Annotated in this window: 15 protein-coding genes, 1 tRNA gene and 1 pseudogene; 6 read left to right on the top strand and 11 right to left on the bottom strand. The window is 51.1% G+C overall.

From position 1 onward, the window contains the following. Positions 1–121: 121 nt before the first annotated feature. Together ABE456_RS04640 and ABE456_RS04635 are read right to left on the bottom strand one after the other, a co-directional pair. On the bottom strand, positions 122–1,501 hold the full coding sequence (locus ABE456_RS04640) for a uracil-xanthine permease family protein (protein ID WP_346642908.1): 1,380 nt from the start codon (positions 1,499–1,501) through the stop codon (positions 122–124). Positions 1,502–1,828: 327 nt separating this feature from the next. Then, on the bottom strand, positions 1,829–2,500 hold the full coding sequence (locus ABE456_RS04635; protein WP_003251184.1) for a Bax inhibitor-1/YccA family protein: 672 nt from the start codon (positions 2,498–2,500) through the stop codon (positions 1,829–1,831). 255 nt (positions 2,501–2,755) lie between these two features. On the opposite strand from ABE456_RS04635, the gene ABE456_RS04630 reads away from it, so the two are divergent. Then, positions 2,756–2,845: transfer RNA gene (locus ABE456_RS04630), tRNA-Ser, on the top strand. A gap of 258 nt (positions 2,846–3,103) precedes the next feature. On the opposite strand, the pseudogene ABE456_RS04625 reads toward ABE456_RS04630, so the two are convergent. The 7 genes and pseudogenes from ABE456_RS04625 to ABE456_RS04595 form a co-directional block, all read right to left on the bottom strand. Further along, positions 3,104–3,887: pseudogene (locus ABE456_RS04625) on the bottom strand (IS5 family transposase); the annotation flags it as partial. 397 nt (positions 3,888–4,284) lie between these two features. Continuing rightward, positions 4,285–4,977 (bottom strand): hypothetical protein, encoded by a 693-nt coding sequence (locus tag ABE456_RS04620; protein WP_346642907.1) that lies wholly within the window; start codon positions 4,975–4,977, stop codon positions 4,285–4,287. A 10-nt stretch (positions 4,978–4,987) separates the two neighbouring features. Next, on the bottom strand, positions 4,988–8,365 hold the full coding sequence (locus ABE456_RS04615) for a hypothetical protein (RefSeq protein WP_346642906.1): 3,378 nt from the start codon (positions 8,363–8,365) through the stop codon (positions 4,988–4,990). After that, positions 8,362–9,807 carry a site-specific integrase gene (locus ABE456_RS04610; protein ID WP_346642905.1) on the bottom strand — a complete coding sequence of 482 codons (1,446 nt, stop codon included), beginning with the start codon at positions 9,805–9,807 and terminating at the stop codon, positions 8,362–8,364. Before ABE456_RS04610 ends, ABE456_RS04615 begins: the two co-directional genes overlap by 4 nt. Before the next feature lie 572 nt (positions 9,808–10,379). Beyond that, a complete protein-coding gene (locus ABE456_RS04605; RefSeq protein ID WP_346642904.1) occupies positions 10,380–11,099 on the bottom strand; it encodes a TetR/AcrR family transcriptional regulator in 720 nt (239 codons plus the stop codon). A gap of 65 nt (positions 11,100–11,164) precedes the next feature. Next, complete coding sequence (locus ABE456_RS04600) at positions 11,165–11,635, bottom strand: helix-turn-helix domain-containing protein (RefSeq protein WP_346642903.1); 471 nt, start codon at positions 11,633–11,635, stop codon at positions 11,165–11,167. A 227-nt stretch (positions 11,636–11,862) separates the two neighbouring features. After that, on the bottom strand, positions 11,863–12,102 hold the full coding sequence (locus ABE456_RS04595) for a hypothetical protein (protein WP_346642902.1): 240 nt from the start codon (positions 12,100–12,102) through the stop codon (positions 11,863–11,865). A 241-nt stretch (positions 12,103–12,343) separates the two neighbouring features. On the opposite strand from ABE456_RS04595, the gene ABE456_RS04590 reads away from it, so the two are divergent. The 4 genes from ABE456_RS04590 to ABE456_RS04575 all read left to right on the top strand — a co-directional run bounded on the left by ABE456_RS04590 (position 12,344) and on the right by ABE456_RS04575 (position 14,238). Next, a complete protein-coding gene (locus ABE456_RS04590) occupies positions 12,344–12,574 on the top strand; it encodes a hypothetical protein (protein ID WP_346642901.1) in 231 nt (76 codons plus the stop codon). Positions 12,575–12,577: 3 nt separating this feature from the next. Next, positions 12,578–12,973, top strand: a complete 396-nt coding sequence (locus ABE456_RS04585; protein ID WP_346642900.1) for a hypothetical protein — start codon at positions 12,578–12,580, stop codon at positions 12,971–12,973. A 74-nt stretch (positions 12,974–13,047) separates the two neighbouring features. Next, a complete protein-coding gene (locus ABE456_RS04580) occupies positions 13,048–13,779 on the top strand; it encodes a metallophosphoesterase (RefSeq protein ID WP_049276020.1) in 732 nt (243 codons plus the stop codon). 63 nt (positions 13,780–13,842) lie between these two features. After that, the gene (locus ABE456_RS04575) at positions 13,843–14,238 is read left to right on the top strand and encodes a hypothetical protein (RefSeq protein ID WP_049276021.1); all 396 of its coding nucleotides are present in this window, start codon (positions 13,843–13,845) and stop codon (positions 14,236–14,238) included. 17 nt (positions 14,239–14,255) lie between these two features. On the opposite strand, the gene ABE456_RS04570 is transcribed toward ABE456_RS04575, so the two are convergent. Then, on the bottom strand, positions 14,256–14,549 hold the full coding sequence (locus tag ABE456_RS04570) for a hypothetical protein (RefSeq protein ID WP_049276023.1): 294 nt from the start codon (positions 14,547–14,549) through the stop codon (positions 14,256–14,258). A 186-nt stretch (positions 14,550–14,735) separates the two neighbouring features. On the opposite strand from ABE456_RS04570, the gene ABE456_RS04565 reads away from it, so the two are divergent. After that, entirely contained in the window at positions 14,736–15,029 is a 294-nt protein-coding gene (locus tag ABE456_RS04565; RefSeq protein WP_346642899.1) for a hypothetical protein, read from the top strand. 649 nt (positions 15,030–15,678) lie between these two features. On the opposite strand, the gene ABE456_RS04560 is transcribed toward ABE456_RS04565, so the two are convergent. Continuing rightward, a complete protein-coding gene (locus ABE456_RS04560) occupies positions 15,679–16,944 on the bottom strand; it encodes an NAD(P)/FAD-dependent oxidoreductase (RefSeq protein ID WP_049276795.1) in 1,266 nt (421 codons plus the stop codon). Positions 16,945–17,203: the final 259 nt, after the last annotated feature.

Below are 17,203 nucleotides of genomic sequence, written 5' to 3'. Positions count from 1 at the left end.
GGGCTGCGAAGCAGCCCCAGCAATTTGTGCATTTGCGCTGAAACCCCGGGGCTGCTTTGCAGCCCTTTCGCGACACAAGGCCGCTCCCACAGGGTTAGCGCAAGACCTGAGGCTCACGCCCTCAAGCCTGTCCCTTGCTCTCCGGCAAGAACCAGTTCAGCACCAGCGCACAAATCCCCCCGGTAGCCACCCCCGACTCCAGCACATTGCGAATCGCCGCCGGCATATGCGCCAGGAACTCCGGCACCTGCGCCACACCCAGGCCCAAGGCCAGGGAAACAGAGATAATCAGCAAAGCACGACGATCCAGCCGAGTACTGGCCAGGATATTGATCCCCGAAGCCGCAACCGCGCCGAACATGACCATGGCCGCACCACCCAGCACTGGTTCCGGTACTGCCTGAATCACACCGGCAACACTCGGGAACAGGCCCAGCAGCACCAGCATCACGGCAATCCACATGCCGATATGGCGGCTGGCGATACCGGTCAGCTGAATCACCCCGTTGTTCTGGGCAAAGATCGAACTAGGAAAGGTGTTGAACAAACCCGCCAGCAGCGAGTTGGCGCCGTTGACCAGCACACCGCCCTTGATCCGCTGCATCCACACAGGCCCTTCGACCGGCTGGCGCGACACCTTGCTGGTGGCGGTAACGTCACCAATGGCTTCCAGCGAAGTCACCAGGTAGATCACCAGCATAGGAATGAACAGCGCCCACGAGAAGCCCAGGCCAAAGTGCAGCGGCGTCGGCACCTGGAACAGCGCGGCCTCATGCATGCCGGTGAAGTCCAGGCGGCCCATGTAGCCAGCCAGTGCATAGCCGACCGCCAGGGCGATAACGATGGCGCAGCTGCGCATCCAGACCACCGGAATGCGGTTAAGGATGACGATAATCGCCAGCACCACGCCCGACAGCAGCAGGTTCTCGCCATTGGCGAAGGTGCCATTGGCCATGGCGCCAAAGCCGCCGCCCATGCTGATCAGGCCGACCTTGATCAGGGTCAGGCCGATCATCAGCACGACGATGCCGGTCACCAGCGGGGTGATCAGGCGTTTGACGAAGGGCAGGATACGCGAAACGCCCATCTCGACGAACGAGCCGGCAATCACCACACCAAAGATGGCCGCCATTACACCTTCAACCGGCGTGCCTTGCTTGACCATCAGCGCACCGCCGGCAATCAGCGGGCCGACGAAGTTGAAGCTGGTGCCCTGCACGATCAGCAGCCCGGCGCCAAACGGCCCGAAGCGCTTGCACTGCACGAAGGTGGCAATACCCGAGATCACCAGCGACATGGACACGATCAGGTTGGTATCCCGCGCCGAAACGCCCAGCGCCTGGCAGATCAGCAAGCCTGGTGTAACGATCGGCACGATGATCGCCAGCAGGTGCTGCAGGGCAGCCAACAGGCCGATCAACAGCCGTGGCTTGTCCTCAAGGCCAAGCACCAGTTCATTGGCAGGCGCCGCCGCGCCTGGGCTGTGTTCGTGTGAGCTCATTGCAGAAAGCCGCCCCGGAAGAAAAAAGGAGCGCATTCTACGGGGTGATGGCGGATTGGGGTAGAGAAAAGCACGATAGCGGCATGATCGGCGACCATTTGCCTGGTTTTTTGACTTTTAAGTCAGTGTTTGGGGGAGGTTGTCAGGGGATGGGGGCTGACAGGTGCCTGGCTGGGGTTTTGAGGTGGGGCAGAAATCGAGCGCCGCCCGCGCGGCGCTCGGTCTCACAGGCGCTGCCCCCTCAAGGCGAACACCCCGCCACCCCCACCACATTTCCAACACGCAAAGAAAAGCCCGCCGAAGCGGGCTTTCTCAAACACCAATCAATCAGTCATCACGACCCATGATGCCAAACAGCTGCAGCAGGCTGACAAACAGGTTGTAGATCGACACATACAAGCTGATGGTAGCCATGATGTAGTTACGCTCACCACCATGAATGATCGCGCTGGTCTGGAACAGGATGCAAACCGACGAGAACAGCACGAAGCCAGCGCTGATCGCCAGTTGCAGGCCGCTGATCTGGAAGAAGAAGCTGGCCACTACCGCACCCAGCAGAACGAAGAAGCCAGCAGTGATGAAGCCACTGAGGAAGCTCATGTCCTTGCGGGTAATCAGCACGTAAGCCGACAGGCCGCCAAACACCAGTGCAGTCATGGCAAACGCCGAGCTGACCACTTCAGCGCCACCGGCCATGCCCAGGTAACGGTTGAGGATCGGGCCGAGGATGAAGCCCATGAAGCCGGTGAGGGCAAAGGTAGACACCAGGCCCCAGGCCGAATCACGCAGTTTGTTGGTAAGGAAGAACAGCCCGTAGAAGCCGATCAGCACCACGAACACGTTCGGGTAGCCAACACGCATCTGCTGGGCAACGAAGGCCATGACACCGCTGAAGGCGAGGGTGAGTGCCAGCAGGCTGTACGTGTTGCGCAGGACCTTGCTGATCTCCTGCTGCTCGACCTGCTGGCCGTGGTGTACGGCGTAATCCTGTTCGCGCATGGCGACACTCCTTGGGTAAACCTGTGGTTTCGAACGTTCAGATGCTAGGAGTCTATCAGAGCCACTGCAACCCGCGACACAGAGAGTTTGACAGCGTGTTTCATTACGGTATGATGGCGGCCGCAAAACAAGCTGGAAGCGTGGCCGAGTGGTTTAAGGCAACGGTCTTGAAAACCGTCGATGGGCAACTATCCTAGAGTTCTTATCTAAGGCCAATCCCAGCTGCATGCTTCAGTCAGTGTTCCAGATGCATCCGGGGAATTGGCAGAGTGGTTGAATGCACCGGTCTTGAAAACCGGCGAACGTGAGAGCGTTCCCAGGGTTCGAATCCCTGGTTCCCCGCCAAATTGCAGTAAATAAAGGGCTCAGAGAAATCTAGAGCCCTTTTTTGTGCTCGAATTTCGACCCTAAGAGGTGCGATCACAAGCGCTTCTTAAAGCGTGCAGTTAGCCTAACGCATGCTACTGCACTCCATTGCATACTAGCGGGCTCGTAATGACCCAACTGCATGCTTTGGAGCTGCTTTTAGGGTGCATTTGGCCATCAAAGTCTCTGCTTCCCTTCGGGACTCTCAAAGCTGAGCGAGCTTGAGTTTTATAGATCCTAGCTCGTGGTTGCATAGGCTCTGTACGAAAAGAGATGCCGCAAACACCGCTTGGAACAAGCCCGTGTGACCATTGCGGCGTAGCTTTTAGCGACCTTTTCGAAGCGCTTTACGATCCGGAGGTTCTCTTTCAGCCAGCTAAACATCCGTTCTATGATGTTGCGCTGCCGGTACTCGGGTCGATCAAAAAGTCTGGGTAAGCCAGGTTTGGGTTTGCGCTTCGGGATGACGGGCTGCATTCGATAGTGATTGCAGTAGCGGTGTAGCGCTTCCGCGTCGTAGCCGTTGTCGGCAAGCAGTCATTTACAGCGATTACGCAGGCGGCTACGTTGGCTTGTTGGAATGCTGACTTCATCCAGCAGTGGCTGGGCGTAGCTGATGTCACTGGCTTGACCGCCAGAGAGAAGGAAGCGCAACGGTATCCCGTTGGCGTCGCAGAGTATGTGGATTTTGGTTGTCAGGCCGCCGCGACTGCGACCTGGAGCGTGATCGGCAGGCTCGTCAGGCCCCTTTTTCTTCGGCGCCAGAAGAGTTTCGGGTTGCGCGTACTGTGGTTGAGTCGATCATTCAGGTGTGCAGGTCAATCAAGCCTTGCTCATTCGATCTCAGGTGCAGGCGTTTGAGTATCTGATCGAACGTCCCCTGATTTCGCCAGCCCTGAACCCTTTGATACACCGTTGACCACGCGCCGAAGCGCTCCGGCATATCTCGCCACGCAGCGCTCGATCAGAGCATCCAGAGCATGCCATCAAGCATTAGTCGGTCACTCAGGCGCGGGCGTCCTCGGCCACCCGTGCGTGGAGTTCTTGAGACGGGTGTCATGCAGCTATGATAGCGTGCAGGAGCTCTCTGGTCTCAAGGCTATATGATTGGATTCAGATCTTGTTTGCTGATCGGAAAGTAAGTTCACCCCTTCTTCGAGAAGTGACGTTCCTGGAAAATATTAAGCTGCAGAATATGTGGGCCTCGCCTACCGTAATCTTCAGCTGGTTCATGACCTCCATGAAGTGTTTAGACACGAGCGAATCTGTGTGCTGCGTGCTGATGCGCAAAGACACGAAGCTCTCACCTCCCTGAGGTGCTGCCAGAATGGAATTTTCGCCACAATGCCATCAGAAAGGTTTTTGAGAGAAGGGGGCCAGAAGCGCTCGTCGCTCGTCTGCACGTTATAGGTACATCATTAACCACCCGCCGGGCTTAAGGAGCGGGCAAGTTTTTCTAAAAACTTTCTTCCTTCCTCGATTCTCTGTAATGCTTCCGCTTCAGCAATCAGTCCGTATGGGCCGTAAAGACCAATAATTGGGTGGCTGGTCGTAGGCTCGCTGTATAACTTTAAAGCTTTATCAAATACTTTCCGCATTTCTGTATAAACTCGAAGTGTATCGATTAGATATTCCGATAGCTTCGCTATGGTTGCTTGAGCTTCAGCATCTGCCAAGGCATTCGAGCCGGAATCAGTTTTTATGCCGCTGAGCCTGTCCTTCAATAAGTTAACTTGACCTTGAAGGCTGGCGATCCTAATCAAGGCATCCTCGGATAATGCCTCGGGCTGTTCCAGAACCTCCCTGCTGTGATCGTACATCCCCTGTACAATTCGACGATAACTCTCATTTCGCAGTAGTGTTACATAGCTAAGCGGTTTCACTATTTTATTGAAAAACGGCGTCGTTGGATCACCTGCCTTGGCTGCGCGAATATCAGAGACTACTGCCGCTAGCGATTTGCAGTAATCCGTAAGATTGCTAAAATTTTTGGCGTTCACAAGGCGTAGCGATTGTTCAATGATTAATTCGATATGGGCGGATCTCTCCGCCACATACTTCTCAAAAGTAGAACGTTTTGCTGATGGAAATTTTTTTGTTTGTCCTTTCATCAGAAACCTCTCACATGACCATGTGCGTCAACCTCGGGACGGTTGCGGCTCGAGCTACGAGTTGTTTGAGAGCCTCTTCCCTGTCAGCGCTGACTCTGAACAGCTCGAACTCGTCAATAGCTCCAGAACTAATCATGGTGCTGATCTGGAGAGCTACCTTAGTGTGGAGTGGAACGGACTTATTGTCTCCAACGCCCAAAAGTGTAGCGACATCTCCGTCCCTCATCAGCAGAGCATGGCGCAGGTGAGTAAGCCGCATTGTAAGATCCTCACTGCTTGCATCTGGGAAATTCTGAACGTCAATGAGTCGCTTGAGCAGCCCCGCCTCTTCGGTAAGATTGAGCCTGTTGTAATGAATAAGGATTTCTTCTCTGTTTTTAACAGCCAGTTCTTGCTCTTGCCCCCGGTCGTGCATGGTTATGAGTTCTTGTTCGATGGTTTCTAGCAAACAAGCTTCGCGAGCAAATCGATCATTTTCAAGCTCCATTTGCTCCAGCTCCTCTCGAATCCTCGCAGACGGCTTACGAGTTAAGTATTCTTCAATCAGGTTTAGACTGGTAGACAGTAGCTCTTTGTATTTATCCTTTTTGGCTGATATCGCAGGAAGATGTGCTACTCCTCTGATTGCGTAAGGGCAAGCCGAGCAGCAATTTTTCTCCCCGAACAGAGCAAAGACCTCTACAGGACAAATGTTGTTGAAGGGGCAGATGTGTGTTGGGTTAAATGCTAGCTCACTCACTTCTTTGGCTATCAAGCGGTCAAGGCCGTTCTCATTTTTGCCGTTTGAGAGGCTCATAAGTTTGTGCTTGGAGATCGCTAACTCGGGGTTTCGAACAATGTCTCCATGCATCTTCTGGTTAATGCTTGAGATTGCTGCAGCAAGATCTGGTAAGTCGCCTGTCGAAAGTTTGTCTTGATTGCTCATCAGTGCATTGCACAACATTTGCTGATGAGAAATACCGATATCATCAGGGTCAAATATCGAGTAATAGTTGACTAACGGTTCCGATTGCCCCGTCAACCACTGGCCAACAAGGCTCGGAGGTAGAAATTTAATCGCTTCCGAGACGAAGCCGGCTCTTAGTCCATGTGGTGTACAATCACTTGTTACAATGTTTGACGTCAATTTGCTGAGGCCTTCGATAGAGTAGTCTTTGATATCGCTAGGTTCATCTGTGCGGCTTGCTGGCTTGAGCCAAACAAGACTTGATTGCCTAGTGTCGCCTACTTCGGTCTTTATGAAGTAATCTAGGCAAAGTAGAATAAGGTGATAGCTTTCATAGTTTGCCCAGCTATTCTGATTAAGATGCAGCCTGAATAAAGGTCTGAGCTTTCCAAATGATGAATTTTTTTGGAAGCTGTACCAAATTTTCTCCTTGTACTCAGGCGAAGTGCAACGCTCGTACCAGCCAGATTGCCGTTCTAATAGATCCATAACCCTCTTAGATACAATAGCCGTCCACTCACCATGAGATTTGTCGGTACTTACTAGTAGCGCGTCAAGTGGTCGTCCTAGATTATGCGCGTGAGCCTTATAGCGATCTAGGTCGAGCCAAAGGAGATGCTTTTGTCGTATGCCGGTCTCGCACATGAGCTGCGTAATGCGAATGTCATTCATTACTACACGTTGCTGAACAAGGCCATCAATATGTGTGTCCGAAATCCGATAGAACTTCGGGATGTACTCAAAACGGCGTGGTTTTCCGTCATAATAAAATATGGGGGTGTAGTTTAATGCTGAAAAATCAACGCACTGGCAACTTTGTCCTTTGATACCCCAAAGCCCAGCCCATTCAGAGCTATACATAAGTTCGTTGATGTTAGGGATTTTTAGTTCGCCTTGGACTAGCCCGTTCATTTTCCCATCGGCCATCTCATTCAAATGCATTGTGAGATACTCGAGTGAGTTAAGCATGCTTAGGAACGTAGCAAAATAAGTCCGGGGAACGGTCTTTTTTACCGTTCCGCTACGCTTTCGCAGCATTGGATAGCAATCAGTGGAAAAACTATTTCGAACCTGATCCGAATGAGGGATAATCCCTGCCTGTGAAATAATGTAATCTATGAAGTCCTCAAGCGGGTAGACACGTTGATAGTGAGTGTCTGCTGAAAGATCGTTCAGTTCGATCAGCTCCGCTATAAATTTCAATAGCGTTTCAGGCGGGCACTTTTTAAGTACGTTGAGCTCATTAAGAAGGTCGTGATCAGCAGTAATGTATAATGCGCAGGTAAAGTCATTGAATGTTGTTGGGTAATCGTTAAGATTGCCATCACGATTCATAAAGTATTTGTACAAGTATGGGCCGCAATAGGCTATAAGGAAAGACAGTGCCATATTATAGTTGTCGGGCCGCTGGATGCGTCGCGACCGGATGAAAGCATTAAAAGTTGACGTGATCATCTTGCAGAAATCGACTACTTTTTGTGGTAGCAAGGTAAGCCCTCCCGGGAGTTCTTCATCTTTTAAGATCCCAAACGCTTTTCTTACATGCCTGACTTCACCGAAGGTTTGGGCGAGTTTTGCTACAGAATGATCACTTCCCTCAAGGAACTCGAGAGTTTTCTCTACCATTGCTCTATGGGCTTTAGCAGATTTTGTTTCTTTAAAGTGGGTCTTCTTTAGTGCTCTAGATTTCATAAGTTCTTCACGATTTTCGGAAAGAACTTTGTCAATTGCAGGGCGTAACCACTCATTCGAAGCAGCATCAGCAACAAATAAGGAGAAGTCGTCCGTATAGAACCTTCCTAGTTCGGAGCGCGCACCAAAACTTCGAAGTATCAGGTCGCGGGCATTTTCGGCGGTGAAGTTGTCTGCTTCGTAGAGATTAGAACCGAGAACTAAGCGGAGCCAAAAAGTCGACCTGAGTTCGCGGTTCTTTAACGACATTGGGCCGGTATAGCCGATGCTCGAATACGGGTTGATGCCTCGGATTTTTGCCAGCAGCGGGCAGTTTCCTAGAGGTATTTGCTCTTTGATCATGTCGTCTAGGATTCGATCGCAGTGTATAGGGCACTGCCATTTTATCGGCAGAATAACTTTTCGCTCGATCCAAAGGCGGATAAAAGCGATTTTCATAACCGAACTGAGCTGCTGAATTCGCTCAGGGGCAACTGTGGGAAGCAAATCGGCGATAATTGACTCGCGGCCTGGGTGGTGTTTGAAGCAGCAGTATACTAGCTCGTCTACTTGAGGTCTCGTTAGTTTGGAGAATGGTCGAATTCCGGATTTATTTAAACTTTCAAGTAGTTCTTTTTGTCGGCCCCCATTTGGTACTCCATAAATTTTCCAGAAGCGGTGGCGGGCATCTGACATCGCAAGATCAAAAGCAGGCCCAACTTCATTGTCATCAATCAACCACAAGGCATTAGTGCTGGATGGATTAATCATTTTTCCTCCAAAGCAAGCTGTTTCAAGCGAGTAATTTCTTCAACATGAAAAGCGATTCGTGCTTCGATCACTGTTTTTGGCCCACCAGTGAGGCGTGCCATGTTTGCAGCGGCTAAAGTTGCTTGGAGTAGATGCGCGTCCTGGCGAGCGTAGCGTCTAGTCGTTTTTAGGCGTGCGTGCCCCATGAGTTTTTGAACGGTTTCCAGGGGTAGTCCGTACTTTCTATTGCTTCCCGGAAGCGGATTCGGGCAGTGGTTTACCAGATAGTAACCGTACATATGGCGCAAGCTATGGAAACCATACTGCCTACCTGTCACTTTCTTTGCTGCATCTCTAAATCGCTCATATAGAGTTTGGTAGCTGTTCGTCATGGGGGCGCCAGTCTGTTGGTTTCTCAGAAGGAAATCATGGGTAATGGGTGCCATGTAGTTTTGCTTTCGAAGATCGGCTTTGTATTCTTCAAGTGCAATCCAAAACATAGAAGCGAAAGGCTCAATCAGAAATGTTTGTGGATGAGCGCGTCCCTTGTGAGGAAGACCATTAATGTTTTCTTCTGAGAGATATTTGATCAAAGTATTTCGTCGCGTATCTGGGTCGACAATTTTAACTCGACTTAGGTGTTCCTCTAGGCCGGGGTTAATATCAATGTTGAGCATTGTCTGCGCCTCTGAAACTCGTGCGCCGCAGGCAGCAAGTAAGCTCCACAACATTCGATCGCGGCTACATGTGGCGCTGTGGATCAGCTCTGCACATTTATCGATCGGGAATGCGAACTCATCTCCTCCATACATATCTGTATGAGCCAGGTCTGATGGTTTCGAAATTGCAGATAGGCCTTTGCGCTTGATTCGACGAGCGCCTCCTGCCAAGCATCCCGCAAGCCAGCTATTCTCTTTGATAGCTGTGCGTACCTTTTGCGGCGACTCGATCCTTACTGTCTGAGCTAGGGAAAACCCTGACAGGGATTTCGAAGCGATATAACCGCGTTGTTCAAGCTCAATCATACCAAGACGAAAGCGCTCACTTGCATCAACAAAACTATTCAGCGCCGCGAGCGCTACCCCGACAGAGCTGCCGCTTAAATTGCGATTACCCAGTGCACGCGCAGCTCTGCGCACCATTGGCACGTCGCTTTCTGTGCCGAAAACAAGAAAGCTTTCATAGTGCTCAATAGCTTCTGATAGCAGTGGAGCTGTTAATTCCCCATGCTGGAATGCGATATGGTGAACATAGCCTAGAAATACACCGTTGTATTCAGTGTATACTTTATTAGTGTTCTTTGATTTCTTCTTTCTAAGCTGATATGACCATGCGTTAAAGAGGTCGTCGGTCATTTTGTCATGAGAGACAATTGTGTAGTAAGAACGACCATTCTTCTGGGCTGGTATGATTATCGGTGGCGAAGGGGGAGTGTTAGGTTTTGGATGTTCTACGACAAGCATTTCTCAATTCCGAAGTTGAGGGCTGAGAAAATGCTGACATGAGGTGTTTAAGCGTGCAACTGCACCTTGCTGCATGTTTATGAGCAAGATTTTTATTGTGTGTCGATGTCTCTGAACGGTGTTATATAATGATATATAACATCGTTATTTGTAGAGTATGGGCTGACCGCGGGTCGCCCCTAGCAGTTATGGGCAATGTTGCGCGCCCGATGAGTTGGTAACCAAGTTATCGGCTTGAGACCAATGCTATTTCTACGTCGCCTTTTGCTTGTTGATCTGTTTTTTATTCGTTTTGTCAATGGACACTCGGAAATTTTTCGCGGAGTGAAAACTGTGACGTGGCTCACATTTTTGGTCGGCCTCAGCTGCACGCTTTGGTCAGTCATAGCTATCGCGTACTCCGCGAATCAGGCTTGAGCGCTGTCTGATAACGGCTCTGTGGAGGGAGGGGCGGGCATTTAGATGGCGTAACGGGTTAGCTGAAACGGAGCTGTTCTTATGCTGGGTGGACTGGGCGTTAGGCTTCGATAAGCCGTGCGCCCGCCAAGGGTGAAGCCGATGGTCGTAGCAACTCAAGAGGAGGCCAGGCGCGTCAGTAGTTCCTTAAACAGAATTTTCTCCCCTAAAGTGAAATTCGTCATTTCATTCATACTGGTCGCTAGGGCTGCGGCTAGCGCTGACGCCTTCATGCTTTCTTGAGATTCGATTGGATGATCCTTATCCCGGACAATGAGTGGTTGAACCGCCTTCATTACTAGCCAGCTCAAGTCGCTTGGCTGGCTGAGTGCATTCATGCACGTGATCGTTGTCCCAATGCAGAATGGCAGCAAAAAATCTACTGCTTGACTTACGCTTCCACGTAAACGTCGCGCTTTGGCGATTCGGTTAAGATGGAATCTCAAGAAGTCTGATTGATGGCTCCATAACCTCGATCCTGCTCCCTGTCGAGGCCGACTTACATATAGATATAGTTCCGAGTGACTTAATCCAAAGTAGATAAATTTGTCGATTGCATGGTGGAAGTCTGTGACTGGATCGTCACCTAAAATAGTGGTGCTGTGATGCTCAGTCCAGAGATAGATGGCAACTGCTTCTAATAATTTGTCTCGATCACCGATGTGGCTATATATCTGGGGCGGTTGTATCTCTGCGCTTGATGCGATATTTCGCATGGTCGCTTTGCTGATTCCGTCTTCCTGGATAATCTTAGCGGCAGCTTTAATTATGTGCAGTGCAGTTCCCGACCAAATCACTTCTGAGGCCGAGTTTTTTGTTTTTGATGAGTCAGTCATGGATATCTAGAGTTATAAAAAAAGACGCCATGGTACATTCTGTTGGCACGTGTGGCCAATTGAGATCAGGTTCTCCTCCAGATCCTACTCACTGTTGCGGTTGAAACTCCGACAAGCTCAGCGGCTTCTTTCTGTGACATTCCTTCTTCTTTGCATTGCAGGACGGCTTTCAATTTTTCTGGGGGGATGCTTCTGCCGCTTCTCTCGACTGTGAGCTCGCCATTCTTAATGTGCTTAGCCAGACCCTTGACCAGGCCAAGGTCAGACAGTCGATCGATCTCGCTGCTGATGGAGGTCAGACGAGCCTGAGGGGTGATTGATAAATCATGGCTGGAGGCAATGACGAGAAGGGCAAGTGGATCTGTCCCTAGGGCTTCACACAGCTCAGCAAGCTTCTCGAGCGTGGCGCCGCTCTTGGCGTACTCAAGGTTATGCAGATGGTTAGGGTGGATCTTGCTGACCAGCTGATCCCTGGACGTCCCTGCAATGGCGCGAGCTTCACGAATGACAGCTGCCAGCGTCTTCCGTGTGACCATGATGGCCCCCAAAAAGCAAGGATAAAGCCACATTGATCGATTTCACGCCATTGGGTATATTGTACCTTGTGCAACTACATGGCATTTTGTGCTCAACGCAAGGGTACTGGGCTTGTAGAGCGACTTTCGCGGCTGAACGATTCACATCAATTGGCTGAATGAGATTAGCTCGTTGAGCCCCGCCACAAGGGCGGCGACTGCTGTGGTATGCCCATAGGAAATTAGGACTAAACGTGTTTTTGACTAATCGAAGTGAGCTTCAGGGGACGTTTCCAAGTGGGGACGATGCTCTGCTTTTCTGGAACCGTGTCCGCCTCGATCGTTCGCGGTACAGCTTCTTGATCGAAGGTGTAGGTCTTGATGAAGATGGCATTGGCCCGATCGCTCGATTCTTCAGCGACATAGCGTTGGTACAGCGTGTCTGCAACGGCGAGAGCTCGGATTTCCTGCAGGTGAACAAAATCCACCTGCTGGCACCACCTGCGCTGACTGAAAGGCCGTCATTCGTCCTTGAACCGCTGTCCGAGATTCGATTGATATCGGATTGTAAGCAGAGACCGAAATTTGAGTTTGTCACTGACTCAGGAGAGGTCTACTTGAGCGAGGTTCCCGCAGTGAAGAGCTCAGTAGGCGATGAGGTTGCTTAAGTCTCGACTTATCAAATGCCTTTGGGTCAGTGGCTTCGTTGACGGATGCCTTGGGCCTTCCATGCGTATCGTCTCAAGCGTCGAAGCAGTCGACTCTCAGTGCAAGGGCGAATCGGTCGATTTTCTGAGCGTCAATCGGGTGCAGCTGCTCACTCCGCCGGCGATGACGAAGCAATCTGAGTTCTCGATGCGGCTGCTTTCAGAGATCCGCATCAAAGAAGGGACTGAGGCGAGCCCGACCTACGAATTTGTCACTCATGAGGGACAAATTTTTTCGAGCGCGAGGAGCTGAAGGATGTCCGTCTCTATGGAAGACGCGATGTCGTTTCTGTACGGCGCTGGGGAGGTCGCCAAAGGGTGGGCTGGAGAGAGGGTCGACCTGATCGAAGCTGCCCAGGAGCGCTTTCCTAAAAAAGCATTCTGCCTTGTGAAGCGATGGATCATTGTCGAAATTCCCGAGAATGAGGTTGAGCCGTTGCCGGGTGGAATCCCACCGATGGTCGTGCTCGCTCATGAGGTCATCTACGACAGTCGAGGGCGTTTTGTACCTGGCAGTTGGGTGAGATCGACCTATGCGGTTTCGCATGAGTGCCCATGGATGTTCGAGACTCGCAACACAATCTATCTGCTTGTCGGCGACGGATTCAGAAAGCAAGCATCACTGGAATTGGTGATGTCATTTCGTCCTTGAACATTGCAGATTTTCTAGCCCGGTCGTCCTTCGGACTGGCCCGGAAGTAGCGACGCAGTCCTATGGAGCGCCGTATGAAGATCGCGATCTACTCGGATCTACACAATGAGTTCTCGGAATTTGACCCACCTAAGCTGGACGTCGACCTGGTCGTGCTTGCCGGAGACATCTCAGTGCGTGGCAAAGGGGTAACGTGGGCAAACGCGAAATTTGACTGTCCGGTGATCTACGTCCCTGGGAATCACGAGTATTACAAGGGCGGGCACCTGGATCGTACGCTCATCAAGATGAAGGAGGCAGCGGAGGATCATGTGCATGTCCTCGAAAACGAATGCATGGTCATTGGTGATACCCGATTTTTGGTGACCACCGCTTGGACAGACTTCACCTCAACTGGCGATTACAAAACTGCAATGTACGAGTGTTGGGAGTGGATGAATGACTTCAGGGTTATCCGGAGCGGGGAGGGTTTCAGGAAGCTTCGCCCCGTCGACCTCATTGCTCGGAACATTACCGCTCGCGATTTTCTCGCCACCGAGCTCGCTAATCGGTTTGACGGAAAAACGGTTGTGATCACTCATCACTGCCCGATCCAAGAGGTAGCGGGTGATGGCCACGTGGGCCATCTCGGTGCTGCGTATTTCAACCAGTGGAATGACTTAGTTTCGCAGGCTGATGCCTGGATCTTCGGTCATACCCATCACGCGGTCGACACGGTCGTTTCGGGATGTCGGCTCGTTTCGAACCCGAAGGGGTATCCAGGTGAAAACACGGGCTTTTCACCGGAACTAATCATTGAGATCTAAGCGCCTCCTGGGGCGCAGGCTCTCAGGGAGGTTGTTGATTTGGACGCAGGAGCGCAAGAACACATGACAGATGAGATCATCAGTTACCCAGGTGAAGAGCCATCGATTCTTCAGCTCACGCGCATCATACAAGCGATGGGTCAGCAGTACCCTATGCCGATTACTGCCTATCTGAGCGACGCAGATATTTCGAACGATTGCGCAGTCGGGGTTGTGGTTGGCCAAATCGTTCCAGGGCTCATTGAGAGGCGCACAGGAGCATATTTGCTGACGACGCCGCCGGTCTTCTCGTTGATCAGAGTAGAGCGCTTCTGGGTAGTCGTTACAAAGGCTGGGAATTTTGTACTGACTTCATTCAAGCGCGGAGCGGGCCGGAAGAGTCTTCGAAAACTGATCGCAACCTCTGACGATCCTGACGCATCTTTAGGGCGCGAGCCAGGCGCCTTTGCGGGCGCCTGAAGGGTCGAATATACGGATCAGTTCAGCGTCGTGAGAAGTGTACGCAAAAAATCCTGACGGCGATGAATCGAGCTGAGAATCACGTAGTCGCGTTCGCCATCTGGTGATAGATGACCACATTCCATTAGGCCGATGATGTAACCCTCCGCTTTCCCTCGGGCCTCGCGCAGGTCTTGCTCTGTTGTGGATTTGTGGATGTCATCCACCAGACGTTTCCATCGCTCAGCTTGGCGTTTGCCGATTGGGTCGCTGGAGAAAGACGGAGCGTGAATCAGTGAATCGTAGTAACCGATAGCAGGTTGCGTGCTCAAGCGAGAAGCTCCACAGATTAAACCTGGAGCGATTTTATCATGCGTACACTCAATCGCCTGTTACTGCCCCGGCAGGGGCAGGCTACCCGAATCGGTCAGATCGACCAGAGCATTAGGTTGCGGAGTCTGGATGGGTTGAGACCGGAAGGTGCGACTCATGATGGCAGAGGGTAACGGAGGTTCAGAATGAAGGTCGCACAAGCAGGTGAGCCCGATGTAGTTGTCGACGTGGTATGCGATGTCTGCGGTATGTCTACGCGAGATGGCGAAGGTGAGATTCAATACGGGACGATGCATGCGGCCTGGGGCAGGGCGTCATGTCACAGCGGTGAAGAATATGAGCTTCATCTCTGTGAAAGCTGCTTTTTCTCCCAGGCGGCGGAAATGAGGCGGGTGCGCTGGCTCGCTGCAATGTTTGATGAGGCAGGGGATGCGATTTTAGGTAATGGCGCCTACGGTCTGGTAAAACAATCTACCTGAGATGGTGGTGGTAAGCATTGCTGAACGCGAAGCCGATCCCGTTTTAGTTCAAATTATGGATAACCAATAATTATTGATCAGGGATAATTTTTAGTAATTCTGAGCCTGGCGCTAACCCTGATCCGCCTTTCGGGCTTTCACACGGCTGCGTGCTGCGCCTGCTGCGCGCTGACAGAGATATTTGACCATTTAATTTAGCGGCCGAGGGGCCACATGGACTCGTCCTGTTCAAATCAAGTCGCCGTTGATAGCCTGACTGCTTAGCTAGAGAGGACTCATACGGGGTAGAGGCGGCGGTGCGGTTGCTGATGCTCCTAACGACTGTGTTCCAGCAATGATCTGGCGAGGGAGCAGGAGAGAGCTTCGCATCGCTGAAGAATGCAGAGCTTCTACACAAGCCTGCGGTGAGCGGGGTAATCGCTCGGGTATTGGATGATCGAGAAGCCTAGCGAGGCAACCTACGTATGGAAGGTGCGACTAATACCGAAGCCGCGTAAGCGTAAAAAATGGCCACCACCCGTGTGGGGGTGATGGCCACATGGCACTGAACTCCGTCAGAACAGCACCTACCTGGCCAGTTGTAAAGTTTTGGTGCCTACCGAAACAGCCCTGGCCTCGGGTAAAGGTATAATGTTGATAAAAATATTAATCAGTGCATTTTAAGCCTGGGCCTGATTTTTCGTTGCAAAAATTCCGATGATAGCTTCAACAACGTTCTGCCGATTCCGAACAGTACTGTCTGATGAGCGCGGTAGAGTGATAGGTACAGTAATCTCGCGATCCGACCATGAGTGAACCATTGTTGGCCGAGGACGCCAACAGCATTAAATGTTGATATCGAAATTAAAGTGCCTTTGTCTTGGTATATAAAGTTTGAAAGAGGCTTTTTCAGTATTGCATTTGTCAAGCTATTTACGAGAAACTTTGCTTGTTGATTTGCAGCTTGCGCTCTAGGCGGTACGAACATCTTATCCTGCCCAACAATTGGACATGAAGCGCAATCACCGAACGCGAAGATATCATCGTCGAGAGTCGTCTGGAGAGTGGGCTTCACGAGTAACTGATTAATTCTATTGACTTCTAGTCCGTGAAGGCTCTTTAGGAAGTCAGGAGCTCTAATGCCGGCGGCCCATATTTTAAAGTCAGCTATAACTTTTGTGTCATCGCTCAGGAGCATGCAGGAGTCATTCACTTCTTTCACCGCAACCCCAGTTTTTATGGTAACCCCAAGCTTTTCTAGATTTCTTTTGGCAAGCGTCGATATCCTCTCGTTTAGGGCAGGCAAAACCCGTGGGGCCGCTTCAATTAATGTTACTTCTAGGTTTCCGGGTTCGGAGTTTTTCAGGCCATAACCGTGTATCAAATGCATTGAGTTATGTAGCTCTGCACTTAGCTCAACTCCAGTTGCGCCTGCTCCTACGATGGCTACCCTCAGTGGTGAACGGGCGTGCTCTACATGTGATTTCATGTGGCGCATAAGCAATTCACGATGTAAGCGTTCTGCCTGTGAGCGGCTATCTAAAAACAAGCAATGTTCTTGGACACCTTTCGTACCAAAGTCGTTGCTGAGACTACCAACGGAAATGACAAGCGTGTCATATTCGAGGGTACGGCTCTCTCTGGAGTACGGGTCTTGTAAGACAATATTTTTATCCGAGCGCTGGAGATCTATCATTTTTCCATGCTGGAAGCTGAATCCGTTCCACCTCGCCTGAGCTATATAGTTAACTTCATCAGTCCCGGTGTTCAATGACCCTGCCGCGACCTCGTGAAATAGCGGTTTCCAAATGTGGGTAAGATTGCTGTCAACCAAAGTTACGGATGCTGTGGAACTACCTTTCAGGCGCCTACCCAAACGTGTAGCAAGTTCCAGTCCGCCAGCGCCCCCGCCGACAATAACAATGCGATGCGTCATTTTTTTAACCGTGTGGTAAGAACCGACAGATTGGAGTCAACTGAAATTGCAGGCCAGGTCATTCAATGGCGACTGCAAGAAGCCAGTTATCAAAACATTGAGTTCGGTAAAACTCCGGATGCACAGAGCTCAGCTTTGAATTAGCAAAAGCTTGGGACGACATAGCTTAACGACTTGGAGGAAAGTCCTGTCAGCGGCTATGGGCTGGTGAAACTCCTCTTGGACTCATATCGGTTAAATGATGAACCGGAGCAATGGG

It is taken from the genome of Pseudomonas sp. TWI929, from assembly GCF_039673335.1.
Taxonomy (GTDB): Bacteria; Pseudomonadota; Gammaproteobacteria; order Pseudomonadales; family Pseudomonadaceae; genus Aquipseudomonas.
This window is presented reverse-complemented; position numbering and strand designations above follow the sequence as displayed.